This window comes from Rhodococcus sp. IEGM 1341 (assembly GCF_030056895.1).
Lineage (GTDB): Bacteria > Actinomycetota > Actinomycetes > Mycobacteriales > Mycobacteriaceae > Rhodococcoides.
In genome coordinates this window covers 513697-526729 of sequence record NZ_JASHKV010000001.1, presented here as the reverse complement: position 1 = coordinate 526729, position 13033 = coordinate 513697, and the positions used below count along the sequence as shown (strand labels likewise).

At 66.0% G+C, this 13033-nt stretch carries 11 protein-coding genes; 6 read left to right on the top strand and 5 right to left on the bottom strand.

What is annotated here, in order from left to right:
* The first annotated feature begins 34 nt into the window (after positions 1-34).
* Both hflX and QM615_RS02205 read left to right on the top strand, forming a co-directional pair.
* Positions 35-1585 (top strand): GTPase HflX, encoded by a 1551-nt coding sequence (gene hflX / locus QM615_RS02210; protein WP_411741272.1) that lies wholly within the window; start codon positions 35-37, stop codon positions 1583-1585.
* A gap of 5 nt (positions 1586-1590) precedes the next feature.
* Positions 1591-2694 carry a hypothetical protein gene (locus tag QM615_RS02205; protein ID WP_269593697.1) on the top strand — a complete coding sequence of 368 codons (1104 nt, stop codon included), beginning with the start codon at positions 1591-1593 and terminating at the stop codon, positions 2692-2694.
* A 64-nt stretch (positions 2695-2758) separates the two neighbouring features.
* On the opposite strand, the gene QM615_RS02200 is transcribed toward QM615_RS02205, so the two are convergent.
* The 4 genes from QM615_RS02200 to QM615_RS02185 are packed head-to-tail and all read right to left on the bottom strand — an operon-like array spanning position 2759 to position 6887.
* The gene (locus QM615_RS02200) at positions 2759-3016 is read right to left on the bottom strand and encodes an HPr family phosphocarrier protein (protein WP_269593698.1); all 258 of its coding nucleotides are present in this window, start codon (positions 3014-3016) and stop codon (positions 2759-2761) included.
* Between the two features lie 41 nt (positions 3017-3057).
* A complete protein-coding gene (locus tag QM615_RS02195; RefSeq protein WP_269593699.1) occupies positions 3058-5103 on the bottom strand; it encodes a PTS fructose transporter subunit IIABC in 2046 nt (681 codons plus the stop codon).
* A gap of 9 nt (positions 5104-5112) precedes the next feature.
* A complete protein-coding gene (locus QM615_RS02190; protein ID WP_269593700.1) occupies positions 5113-6123 on the bottom strand; it encodes a 1-phosphofructokinase family hexose kinase in 1011 nt (336 codons plus the stop codon).
* The gene (locus tag QM615_RS02185; protein WP_068050675.1) at positions 6120-6887 is read right to left on the bottom strand and encodes a DeoR/GlpR family DNA-binding transcription regulator; all 768 of its coding nucleotides are present in this window, start codon (positions 6885-6887) and stop codon (positions 6120-6122) included. Before QM615_RS02185 ends, QM615_RS02190 begins: the two co-directional genes overlap by 4 nt.
* Positions 6888-7058: 171 nt before the next feature.
* Here QM615_RS02185 and ptsP point away from each other — a divergent pair, with 171 nt between their 5' ends.
* The 3 genes from ptsP to QM615_RS02170 all read left to right on the top strand — a co-directional run bounded on the left by ptsP (position 7059) and on the right by QM615_RS02170 (position 11375).
* Positions 7059-8789, top strand: coding sequence for a phosphoenolpyruvate--protein phosphotransferase (gene ptsP / locus QM615_RS02180; RefSeq protein ID WP_283346947.1), 1731 nt, complete (start codon positions 7059-7061; stop codon positions 8787-8789).
* A gap of 22 nt (positions 8790-8811) precedes the next feature.
* On the top strand, positions 8812-10083 hold the full coding sequence (locus QM615_RS02175) for a uracil-xanthine permease family protein (RefSeq protein ID WP_283346946.1): 1272 nt from the start codon (positions 8812-8814) through the stop codon (positions 10081-10083).
* A 149-nt stretch (positions 10084-10232) separates the two neighbouring features.
* Entirely contained in the window at positions 10233-11375 is a 1143-nt protein-coding gene (locus QM615_RS02170; protein ID WP_068050674.1) for an acyl-CoA dehydrogenase family protein, read from the top strand.
* Positions 11376-11450: 75 nt separating this feature from the next.
* Here the strand turns inward: QM615_RS02170 and lexA are convergent, their stop codons facing one another.
* Positions 11451-12134 (bottom strand): transcriptional repressor LexA, encoded by a 684-nt coding sequence (gene lexA, locus QM615_RS02165; RefSeq protein ID WP_149406047.1) that lies wholly within the window; start codon positions 12132-12134, stop codon positions 11451-11453.
* A 385-nt stretch (positions 12135-12519) separates the two neighbouring features.
* Here lexA and QM615_RS02160 point away from each other — a divergent pair, with 385 nt between their 5' ends.
* Complete coding sequence (locus QM615_RS02160) at positions 12520-12933, top strand: hypothetical protein (RefSeq protein WP_068050673.1); 414 nt, start codon at positions 12520-12522, stop codon at positions 12931-12933.
* Positions 12934-13033: the final 100 nt, after the last annotated feature.

Sequence of the window (13033 nt, the reverse complement as noted above, 5' to 3'; positions counted from 1 at the left end):
ATACGCTGGGCTTTTCGTGGATCATGGGTGACGTATGACGAACTCACATGAAACATCCCCTGCGGGCGAACCGGTCGACGACAGTCGCGACGAGGTCGACGGTGCTCCCGAAACCGAATCCGCCTGGACTCGCGAAGAGTCCGACGCGTGGTCGAGGCGACTGGCTCGGTCTCCGCTGAACGACGAGAACTCCCCGTCGTCCGGCGACATGCAGCTCGAAGACCGCACCGCGCTACGTCGAGTGGCCGGACTGTCCACCGAACTCACCGACGTCAGCGAGGTCGAGTACCGGCAGCTGCGCCTCGAACGCGTCGTGTTGGTCGGAGTCTGGACCACCGGCACGGCCGCGCAGGCCGAGTCCAGCATGACCGAACTGGCTGCCCTGGCCGAGACCGCCGGCTCGGAGGTACTCGAAGCGCTGATGCAGCGACGCGACAAGCCCGATGCCGCGACGTACATCGGTTCCGGCAAGGCCAAGGAAGTGCGCGACATCGTCCTTGCGACCGGTGCCGACACGGTGATCTGCGACGGTGAACTGACGCCTGCTCAGCTCAATGCGCTGGAGAAGGTCGTCAAGGTCAAGGTCATCGACCGCACCGCGCTGATCCTCGACATCTTCGCCCAGCATGCGACCTCGCGAGAAGGCAAGGCGCAGGTCGCCTTCGCCCAGATGGAGTACATGTTGCCCAGGCTCCGCGGCTGGGGTGAATCCATGTCGCGGCAGGCCGGTGGACGTGCGGGCAGCAACGGTGGTGTGGGTCTGCGCGGACCGGGTGAGACGAAGATCGAGACCGACCGTCGACGCATTCGTGAGCGAATGGCCAAGCTGCGCCGCGAGATCAAGGGCATGAAGCAGGCCCGCGACACCAAACGCGAACAGCGCCTGAGCGGTACGGTGCCGTCCATCGCGATCGTGGGATACACGAACGCGGGCAAGTCGAGTCTGTTGAATGCACTGACCGGATCCGGTGTGCTGGTCCAGAACGCGTTGTTCGCCACCCTCGATCCCACCACGCGGAAGTCGACCCTCGAAGACGGCCGCGAGATCGTGCTGACCGACACCGTCGGCTTCGTTCGGCACCTTCCGACTCAGTTGGTCGAAGCGTTCCGCTCGACGCTCGAGGAAGTCACCGATGCAACCCTGCTGCTGCACGTGGTCGACGGATCGGATCCTCTTCCGATCGATCAGATCAAGGCCGTGCGCGAGGTGATCACCGAGGTTGTTCGCGAGCAGGATGCGAAGATGCCGCCGGAGTTGTTGGTGGTCAACAAGATCGACGCTGCCGATCCGGTGCAGCTGACCCAGCTGCGCGGATTGCTCGACGGTGCGCGGTTCGTCTCGGCCAAGACCGGCGAGGGAATCGACGCCCTGCGAGATCACCTGGCCGAGATCCTCTCCGAGCCGGACGTGTTGGTCGACGTACTCGTGCCGTACACCCGTGGCGATCTGGTCGCGCGCATCCACACCGACGGCCGGATCGTGAAATCCACCCATGAGGAAGAGGGCACGCGCGTGGAAGCGCGTGTGCCGCAATCGCTCGCGGCAGCGTTGGTCGAGTTCACGGCAACCGTTCCCACCGCCTGATCTCGGTGGGGCCACGGCTGGTGGTGTGCGGAGCGGCCGCGGCTGCGGTCGCCACGACGGTCGCGTTGTCGGTGCCTGCCTTCGCCGCTCCGATCGAGACCGAAACGTATTGTCGACCAACCGATCCTGGTCTCGCCGAGTTGTCAGGCCTGACCTCGATCGACGGGGTCCTCTACGCAATCGGCGACAGCGGAGCCGATGATCGGGTCGCGGCGCTCGGTGCCGACTGCACGGTCGAGCGATGGATCGACGTTCCCGTCGACCCGTACGACGTCGAGGACCTGACCTCGTACGACGGCTCGCTGTGGTTGGCCGACATCGGGGACAACCAGATGCGACGCGACACAGTGGCATTGACGCGCATGGACCCGGCATCGGGTGCGGGCGAACTGTACCGGCTGACCTACCCGGACGGCGCACACGACGCCGAGGCGATCCTGATCGAGCCCGGTGGTAGACCGGTGATCGTCACCAAGGAACTCTCGGGCGTGAGCGGGGTGTACGTACCTGCAGGCGACGAATCCGTCAGCGATCTGAGCAGCCCTGGGCCGACGCCGATGCGCAAGGTCGGAGATCTGGCGTTCACCGCAACGGACACGGTCGGTGGGCCGCCGTTCGTGGTCGGATCGATACTGGCGACCGGGGGAGCGGTGAGCGCCGACGGCAGCGTCGCCGCGGTGCGCACGTACACCGACGCGTACCTGTTCGATTTTTCCGATGGAGATATTGCGTCCGCGCTGGTCGATCCTGCCACGCCGCGGGCAGTGACGGCTTTGCCCGATCAACCGCAGGGCGAGGCACTGGCGTTCCTCGACGACGGAAGTCTGCTCCTCGCATCGGAAGCGGGTTTCGCTCCGACGGACGGAAGCCTTCCGCCGATTCTTCGATTCACGGATGCGTTGTCTCTCGAGCTCGCTGTTCCGGAGCCCACCGCCGCCGAATCCAGTGCGCCGGAGTCGGTGTCGCCGACCTCGAGCGCAGATCAGTCGCCGCAAACGCCAGCAGCGACTGACTCGGAATGGTCATTCCGAGCGGCCGTCGCTGCCGGTGTGGTGCTGATCGCCGGAGCGGTGGGATTCACCGTCCGGCGATCGATGCGTTCTCGTTAGGCGTCGCAGGAGTGGAGCCTGCGGAACGACCTAGGCGTCGCAGGAGTGGAGCCTGCGGAACGACCTATGCGTCCAGGTCTGCTTCGACGAGGGCGACTATGTTGTCGAGTGCTGCCTGGTCGTCGCTGCTGACGGTGACTTCGGTGCCCTTGGTGGCGCCGAGCGTCATGATCATCAGGGCCGAACCTGCATCCACCGGCTCCGAGTCGGCCACTGCGAGGGTGACGTCTACGCCGGCTTCGGCGACGGCGTCGGCGATCAGGGCTGCGGGGCGGGCGTGCAGACCGATCGAGGATCCGACGGCGACTGTGGTGCTGGGCATGGTGCTCCTTCGTAGTGGGGTTGTTGCGATCGTAGCGAGTGTCAGACGGTGGCGAGTGCGGGATCGAGTTCGGCGTCCGACGGGGCGTTCTTGCCCTTGACGAACTGCTTGGCCGAGACGACCAGGAACGCGGAGACGATGGTGCCCGCTGCCAGCGAAAGGACGAACCACAGGATGTTTCCGATCGCGAAGAAGACGAAGATGCCGCCGTGGGGTGCGCTGAGGGTGACGTCGAACGCCATGATCATCGCGCCGGTCACTGCGCCGCCGGCCATCATCGAGGGGATGACGCGGAACGGATCGGCCGCGGCGAACGGAATTGCGCCCTCGGAGATGAATGCAGCTCCCAGGAACCATGCTGCCTTGCCGTTCTCGCGCTCGGCTTCGGTGAACAGGCGTGCGCGAACGGTCGAGGCGAGTGCCATGGCCAGTGGCGGCACCATTCCAGCGGCCATGACCGCTGCCATGATGCGCAGCGACGCGGTGTCGGTGACCGACAGGCCTGCGGTGGCGAATGCGTAGGCTGCCTTGTTGACCGGTCCGCCGAGGTCGAAGCACATCATCAGGCCGAGAATGATGCCGAGGATGATGACCGAGGAACCGCTGAGGCCGTTGAGCCAGTCGGTGAGTCCGCTGGTGATCGCGGCAAGTGGCTTGCCGAGCAGCAGGAACATGATCGCGCCGACGATGAGTGTGGCGAACAGCGGAATGATGACGACCGGCATGAGGCCGCGCAGAACTGCGGGAATCTTCCACTTGCTGATCCAGAGTGCGACGAAGCCGGCGATCAGACCACCGACGAGACCGCCGATGAAGCCTGCACCCACCAGAACGGCCACCGCACCTGCGGTGAATCCCGGTGCCAGACCTGGTCTGTCGGCAATCGCGTAGGAAATGTAGCCGGCCAGCGCGGGCACCAGGAAGCTGAACGACAGCGCGCCGATCTGGAAGAGCACGGCACCGAGGTAGGCGGCGATTCCGCCCTCGGGCAGTGAGGTGATGGAGTTGTTGACGACGATGTCCTCGGCAACTCCGGAGATCTCGTATCCGCCGAGCAGGAAGCCGAGAGCGATCAGCAGACCACCGGCAGCGACGAACGGGATCATGTAGCTGACACCGGTGAGCAGGATCTGGCGGATGCGGGTGCCCCAGCCGAGTTCACCTGCGGAGTCGTTCGAGCCGGCAGCCACTGCGGTACCGCCGACGCGAGCTGAGTCCGGGTTCAGTGCAGCGCGTAGGGCTTCGGTGAGCATGACGTCGGGCTCGTTGATGGCGCGCTTGACGCCCGAGGAGATGACGGGCTTGCCGGCGAAACGCTCGCGGCCCTTGACGCCCACATCGGTGGCGAAGATGACTGCCTCGGCTCCGGCGATGATCTTCGGGTCCAGCGGCGTGCTGCCGCTCGAGCCCTGGGTCTCGACGTGCACCGTGACTCCGGCGCGCTCACCGGCGGCGACGAGGGAATCGGCAGCCATGTAGGTGTGCGCGATTCCGGTGGGGCAGGCGGTGACTGCGACGATGTGCTTGGGGGCAGTGGCTTCGGCCGGGGTGGCGGCCGCGCTGTGCTTGGCGGTCGACACGGGAGCTGCCGCAGTGGTCGTCGCGGCCGGCTTGGCAGCAGGGTTGATGACGCCGTCGACGAGCGTGACGATCTCGGTTGCCGAGGACGCGTTGCGCAGCGAGGTGACGAACTCCGGCTTGACCAGGGCGCGCGCCAGGCTGGAGAGCAACTTCATGTGTGCCGATCCGGCACCGGCCGGCGCGGCGATGAGGAACACGAGGTCGGCGGGGCCGTCGGGGGCACCGAAATCGACCTTGGGGTTCAGTCGGGCGAATCCGAGCGAGGCCGAGGTGACCGCTTCGGAGCGGCAGTGCGGGATGGCGATGCCGCCGGGCAGGCCTGTTGCAGACTGCGCTTCGCGGGCCAGAGCGGCGTCGCGCAGAGCATCGGTCTCGGTTGCGCGACCCGCGGAAGCCAGAACGCCTGCGAGGCGTTCGATGACGGCTTCCTTGGATTCGCCGAGATCGGCGTCGAGGAGGATCAGATCCTCGGCGATGATCTGCTGATCTTCGGTGGGGGTGGACATTGCAGGCTCCTAGAGACGATTCGAAGAAGGGGAGAGCGCGGACGGGGTGACGGAGGTGGGGATGTCGAGCGCACGGACCGTCACCGAATTCGGGTGGGTCTGCTCGGGCAGTGGAAGCGTGGTGCCTGGAAGTGCGGTTGCCGCCGTTCCGTAGGCGACGGCGCGGCGAAGTTTGTCTGCGTCGGAACAGTTCTCGGCGTCGGCGAGGATGTAGCCGGCGAGCGAGGAATCGCCTGCGCCGACCGTGCTGACCGCGGTGATCGGGGGCGGGCTGGCGTACCAGGATCCGTCCTCGGTGACCAGTACGGCGCCGGCGCTGCCGAGAGTGGCCAACACCGCGCCGACGCCTCGGCCGAGAAGGATTGTGCTGGCTGCAATCGCTGCCGTCGGATCACCCTTCGCCGCTGCGCTTTCCAGCTCTTCGGAATCGTACCCGGTGAGTTGGGCTAGTTCCTCGGAATTGGGTTTGATCAGATCGGGTGCCGACGCCGGGAAGGCCGCCGCGAGAGCGAGCAGTGGCTCGTCGGAGGTATCCACCGCAACTTTCGCGGACGTGGCGCGCAGCGCCGTCACGAGCTCTGCGTACCAGTCGACGGGCAGACCGGGCGGAAGCGAACCGGAGAGCACCACCCATTCGGCATCGACTGCGAGAGAGAGGATTCGCTCCCGCAGCTCGGTGCGGGTCTGCTCCGACACCGTCGCACCGGGCTCGTTGATCTTGGTGGTGGTGCCACCGACCTCGCTCACCGTGATGTTGGTGCGGGCCGGCCCCGACGTCGGAACGGCGGAGTACCGCACGCCCTTGTCGGACATCGCGTCGAGCAGCGGGTCTCCGACATTGGCCGGGAGCACCGCCAACGCGTCGATTCCGGATCCGCCGAGGACACGAGCGACGTTGACGCCCTTGCCGCCCGGGTCGGAGACCGACGTCGATGCCCGGTGCACGCCCCCGCGAACCAGTGGTGTGTCGAGCGTGACCGTGCGGTCGATGCTCGGGTTGGCCGTGAGTGTGACCATCATGCGATCACCACCTCGATTCCTTTGTCGCTGAGCTTCTTACGGTCGTTGTTCGAGATATCGCTGTCGGTGACGATGACGTCGATGGACTGCACTCGGGCGAAGCTCACCAGGTGCTCGCGTCCGATCTTCGACGAATCTGCGAGCACCACAACGTGATTGGCTGCATCGACCATCGCGCGCTTGACGGCTGCCTCGTCGCTGTCCGGGGTGGACAGGCCGTGCCCGACGCTGATGGCATTGGTACCGATGAACGCGACGTCCACCCGTAGCCATTCGAGGGCGCGCAGTGCTTCGTCGCCGACGGCAGCCTGGGTGGTTCCGCGCACCCGCCCGCCGAGCAGTCGAAGACTCACGCTCGGCATGGTTGCGGCCCGGGCGGCGATCGGCACCGAGTTGGTCACCAGAGTCAGCTCGCGGTCGTGGGGAAGCAGGCCCGCCAACCGGCCCGTCGTGGTGCCCGCGTCGAACACCGCACTGCCGCCCACCGGTGGCAGGAAGGACAACGCCGCGGCTGCGATGGCGTCCTTCTGGTCGGCGCGGGTGAACTCTCGCTCGGAGACGCCGGGCTCGAGTGTGGTCAGTGCGGACGCGGGTACTGCTCCACCGTGGACGCGGCGGACGACTCCCATTCGGTCGAGGGTGGCGAGATCGCGTCGCACGGTTTCGGTGGTGACGCCGTACGTGGCCGACAGATCGTTGACGGAGACGCGGCCGTGCGTGCTGATCAGTTCGGCGATGGCGTGTTGGCGTTCTTCGGCGTACACCTGCGTCTCCTTCCCGGTTGATGTTGCTTTATGTTGTTTTACGCCCGTGTGTGTTGACATGTCAAGGGTTTGGAGTAATCTCGGTCACAACACAGGCAAGTGAGTGAGTACGCCACAGCTCGCCGAACAGATGCGATGACCTTTGTTCACGCAGGATCCGAGGAGGACCACATGACGGGATCGGTTAGCACCGCTTCGACCGGACACACCGACACGACAGTCGATGCAGCCGGGGCCGGAGCAGCGCAGACGACGCTGCGCGGCACACCCGTCGTGCCCGGCGTCGGATACGGACCCGTCATTCGTCCCGGTGCCCGCCCGTCCATCCCGGCCGACACCGGCGAGGTCGCCGAGGCCGATCGGGAGTCCGAGAAGGCCGTCTTCGACGCCGCAGCGAATGCTGTCGCCTCCCGACTACGCGGTCGCGCGGAGCTCGCGACCGGCGCTGCTTCGGAGGTTCTGTCTGCCAACGCCGCGATGGCCACCGACCGCGGATGGCTCGGGGCCGCTCGCTCCTCGATCGCCAAGGGCAGTTCTGCCGTCACGGCAACGGCGGCGGCAACGGAGAAGTTCGCCGCGATGTTCACCCAGCTCGGCGGACTGATGGCCGAGCGTGTGACCGATCTGCGCGACATTCGCGATCGCGTCATCGCCGAGATCCTCGGCGTTCCGGAGCCCGGTGTTCCGGTACCGGACCAACCGTCGGTGCTGTTCGCCGACGACCTTGCGCCCGCCGACACCGCCGGCCTGGACCCCACCCTGATCGTGGGACTCGCCACCTCGCTGGGCGGTCCGACCAGTCACACCGCGATCATTGCGCGCCAGCTGGGCATTCCGTGCATCGTCGCCGTGGCTGGGCTCGACGACATCGCAGCGGGTACGAACGCATCGGTCGACGGAACCAGCGGCCGCATCGATCTCGAACCCGACGCCGACTCGGCCCGCGCTGCCGTGGTGTCTGCCCGCGACGAGCTCGACCGGGTATCCCAGTGGGTCGGTCCCGGAACCACCGCCGACGGCCACGCAGTCGACATTCTCGCCAACGTCCAGGACGGTGCCGGTGCTCGCGCGGCGCGGTCGAGCGCAGCGGACGGCGTCGGTCTGTTTCGTACCGAGCTGTGCTTCCTGGACCGCGACTCCGAACCCACCGTCGACGAGCAGGCCGAGATCTACGCACAGGTACTCGACGCGTTCGCAGGCAAGAAGGTCGTCGTTCGGACTCTCGATGCCGGCTCGGACAAGCCACTTCGGTTCGCCACTCATCCCGACGAGGCCAACCCGGCCCTGGGCATTCGCGGCATCCGCATCGCCGAGGCCGATCGAGGGATTCTGTACCGCCAGCTCGACGGCATCGCAGCAGCCGCCAAGGCGACCGATTCCTCCCCGTGGGTGATGGCTCCGATGATCGCGACGGCGCTGGAGGCAAAGGATTTCGCTGCCGACGTCCGCGAGCGCGGACTCACTCCGGGGGTCATGATCGAGATCCCCGCCGCCGCTCTGCTCGCCGAACACATCCTCGAGCACGTGGACTTCCTGTCCATCGGTACCAACGATCTGGCGCAGTACACGATGGCCGCCGACCGCATGTCCGCTCAGCTCGCCGGCCTGACCGATCCGTGGCAGCCGGCCGTGCTGGCACTGGTGGCGCACACCGCGGCCGCGGGAGCCAAGGCGGGCAAGCCCGTCGGAGTCTGCGGTGAGGCCGCGGCCGATCCGCTGCTGGCCTGCGTGCTGGTAGGGCTGGGCATCACCTCGCTCTCGGCTGCGTCGGCTGCCGTCGCGCACGTGGGGTCGAAACTGGCAACGGTCACACTCGCTCAGTGCAAGGAAGCGGCAGCGGCCGCGCTGAAAACGGACAGCACCGCCGCTGCCCGCGAGGCAGTGAGCGCGATTCTCGGCTGATCCAATAGTGTTGCCTTCCATCATGAGAACTCTCGGTTGGACGCTGCACGGAAACGGAAAGACCGTCGACGCCGGGGCGGTGGTCTCGCCCGATGAGCGATTGACGTGGCCCCGCACCATCGGTATCGGAATGCAGCATGTGGTCGCGATGTTCGGCGCGACCCTGTTGGTTCCGACGATCACCGGATTTCCGGTGTCGACGACACTGCTGTTCTCGGGCATAGGGACGGCGCTGTTCCTGGTCATCACCCGAGGCCGGGTGCCCAGCTACCTGGGTTCCTCCTTCGCGTTTCTGGCCCCGCTCGGTGCCACCCAAGCCGACGGACCTGCCGCCCAGCTCGGAGCCGTGCTGTGTGTGGGCGTCGTACTGGCAGCAGTGGGCTTCGTGGTGAAGTTCGCAGGGCAGCGGGTACTCGACGCGGCGATGCCGCCCGTCGTGACCGGTGCCGTCGTGGTACTCATCGGGCTGAACCTGGCACCGGCCGCCACCACGTCGTTCGAGGCACAGCCGCTGATCGCAGCCATCACCCTGGTCGCGATTCTGTTGGCGACAGCGGTAGGACCTGGCCTGATCGGGCGACTGGGAATCCTGCTCGGCGTCGTCGTGGGTTGGGTGTTCGCCGCAGTCACCGGAGGGATCGCGCAACCGCGGCTCGACGCATTGAGCGCTGCGAGCTGGATCGGTCTGCCCGAGTTTCGTGGACCGTCGTTCGAGCTGTCGGTGATCCTCGTGGCGCTGCCGGTGGTGATCGTCCTGGTCGCCGAGAATGTGGGGCACGTCAAAGCCGTCGCCGCGATGACCGGCAAGAACCTCGACGATGTGGCCGGCGACGCCTTGATCGCCGACGGGCTGGCGACCACGCTGGCCGGAGCGGGCGGCGGTTCGGGAACCACCACCTACGCGGAGAACATCGGCGTCATGGCGGCCACTCGTGTCTACTCGACCGCCGCGTACTGGGTCGCATCGATCACCGCGACGGTGCTCGCGTTCTCGCCCAAGTTCGGTGCACTGATCTTCACCGTGCCCGACGGGGTCATCGGCGGCGCAACCCTGGTTCTGTACGGCCTCATCGGGCTGCTGGGCGTACGCATCTGGACCGACGCCAAGGTCGACTTCACCGATCCGGTCAATCTCATGGTCGTCGCTGCCGCGCTCGTCGCCGGAATCGGTGACCTGACGCTGTCCGTCGGATCGGTCGAGCTCGGCGGTATCGCGTGGGGTTCCGTCGGCATCCTTCTCGGGTACCCGATCGTCTCGGCGCTCGCGAGAAGGGCGGGCAAACGCGCACGGTAGCGGGGTCGGTCACGAATCGCGCGCGTTTTGGTCATCGACCTCCGTGACGTCCCGAACGTACTGTTGGAGCGTGACGTCAGTCGTACCGACGACCGCGAATGACACCGTTCACAGGTCGATGTCGGTATGCACCGAACAAGGAGATCTGCGTGGAACGCACACTTTTCGAGCCCGAGCACGAGTTGTTCCGGGAGTCGTACCGGAAATTTCTCGATCAGCACGTAGCGCCGAACCATGCGAAGTGGGAAGAGCAGAACATCGTCGACCGCGACGTCTGGGTCGAGGCCGGTAAGCAGGGCTTCCTCGGAACGGCAGCGCCCGAGGAATTCGGTGGCGGCGGAGTCAAGGACTTCCGCTACAACGCCATCGTCACCGAGGAAACCACCCGCGGCGGATACAGCGGTATCGGCTTCACCCTGCACAACGACGTCGTCGCGCCGTATTTCATCGACCTTGCCAACGACGAGCAGAAGCAGCGCTGGCTCCCCGGATTCTGCTCCGGCGAACTGATCACCGCGATCGCGATGACCGAGCCCGGCACCGGAAGCGACCTGCAGGGCATCAAGACCAAGGCTGTCCGTGACGGCGACGACTGGGTGCTCAACGGCTCGAAGACGTTCATCACCAACGGAATCAACGCCGACCTGATCATCGTCGTGGCCTGCACCGACCCCGAGAAGGGCGCACAGGGCTTCAGTCTGCTGGTCGTCGAACGCGACATGCCCGGATTCGAGCGCGGCCGCAACCTCGACAAGATCGGCATGAAGGCTCAGGACACCGCCGAACTCAGCTTCACCGACGTGCGCGTGCCCGCCGCCAACCTGCTGGGCGAGGAAGGCATGGGCTTCATCTACCTCATGCAGAATCTGCCCCAGGAACGCCTGTCGATCGCCGTCGTCGCGGCCGCCGCGATGGAATCCGCGCTCGAGATGACGATCCAGTACTGCCGCGACCGCAAGGCCTTCGGGAAGTCGATCGGCAAGTTCCAGAACACCCGATTCGTGTTGGCGGAGTTGGCCACCGAGACCACCGCCACCCGCATCATGGTGGACAAGTTCATCGAACTGCTCAACGAAGACAAGCTGACCGTGCAAGAAGCTGCCATGGCGAAATGGTGGACCACCGAGAATCAGGTCAAACTGATCGACCGGTGCCTGCAGTTGCACGGTGGCTACGGCTACATGAAGGAATACCCGATCGCCAAGGCGTACATGGACTCCCGTGTGCAGACCATCTACGGCGGCACCACCGAGATCATGAAGGAGATCATCGGCCGCGGATTGAATCTGTGATCCGCTGATCCGAAGCACGCTAAGGGCCGCAGCACATGTGCTGCGGCCCTTAGCATGTCACTGCCGTGACGATCTCTACAGCTTGCGCATCACGGTCACGACCTTGCCGAGGATCGCGGCGTTGTTGCCCGGAATGGGCTCGAACAGCGGATTGTGCGGCAGCAGCCACACCTCGCCCTTGGACCGCTTGAACGTCTTGACGGTGGCCTCCCCGTCGATCATCGCAGCGACGATGTCACCGTTGTCGGCCACGGACTGCTGACGAACCACCACCCAGTCGCCGTCGCAGATGGCCGCGTCGATCATCGACTCGCCGACCACTTTGAGCAGAAACAGTGAACCCTGACCTACCAACTCGCGGGGGAGCGGGAACACGTCCTCGACGGCCTCTTCGGCCAGGATCGGACCGCCGGCGGCGATCCGGCCCAGCACCGGCACGAACGTCGGGGTCGGCAACCGATCCTGTTCCTCGGACGCGGGCGAACCGTCGACCGCGGCGGCAGCCTGGTCGGCCTGCACCTCGTCGAGACCCCGGACGTCGACGGCACGGGGACGGTTGGCGTCGCGCCGGAGGAAGCCCTTGCGCTCGAGGGTGCGCAGCTGGTGAGCAACGGAAGAGGTCGATGTCAGACCGACCGCATCGCCGATCTCGCGGATGCTGGGCGGGTAGCCGCGCTCGGTGACCGACGCGCGAATGACCTCGAGTACCTTCCGCTGCCGCTCGGTCAGACCCGCACTGATGTCGGTGCCGACCTCCATTGCCTTGGACGTGGGTTCCGCGGCCGGCTTTCCTGCTGCGGCCTTGGTGGCGGTGGCCTTGGCTCCGGTCGTCCTGGAACGCGTCGTCGTGGAACGCGTGGTCGACCTCGTCGAGGTCTCGTCCTTCATGCTGTCGGCCTCCTGCTGGTGTCCTGGGATCCGGTCTGCGGGGTAGGTCTGCGCGGACTGGAGTTGATGGTGTCGACTCGTGTGGCGTGTGGTTTCTGACACGAATCTAGCGTGTATCAGCTGTTGAATCAAACATCTGTTCGACTCGTGTCGCGTTTTCTGCAGACTTTGTCGGAGGCTCGTGATAGAACTTCGAACAAGCGTCCATCGAACGCCTGATCGAACAATCGATCCAACGAGCGAAGTCGAGGTTCCGATGACCATCATCACCGATCGCCCCACCGCCGCCGGTGTCCGTGCCCGGTCCACCGTCGTCGAGCGTCGTCGCCGGGCCCGTCCCGTTCTGCGGAGTCCCCTCGGGATGCACGGCGTCACCACGGTGCCCCGCACACAGAGCGCACCGTGCCTTCCGGTCCTCGACCCGTCGTGGACCGACGTCACCGACCGCGAGGATGCCGATCGCGAGTTCGACGCGACCTCCGCGCACTTCGCGAGCCAGCCGGTTCGACTGCGATCGCTGGTGTTGTGGATGCTCGCAGTGGTCGTCGTGGCCGGTGGTCTGATCGGCATCGCGAACCTGCGAGCAGTTGCACCCGATGCAGGTGTGCAGCCGGCCGGTGTGGTCGAAGTGCACGACGGGGCTCTCGTCGAGTACACGACCGGCAGATGACCACCGCCCCCGTCGGGTTCGAGAAGGCTGAGTATCCTCGGTGGACTGCCCCGATGTGCGTGCTCGTCGTCGGAGCATCGGCTACGACGGAGGGTCCCTC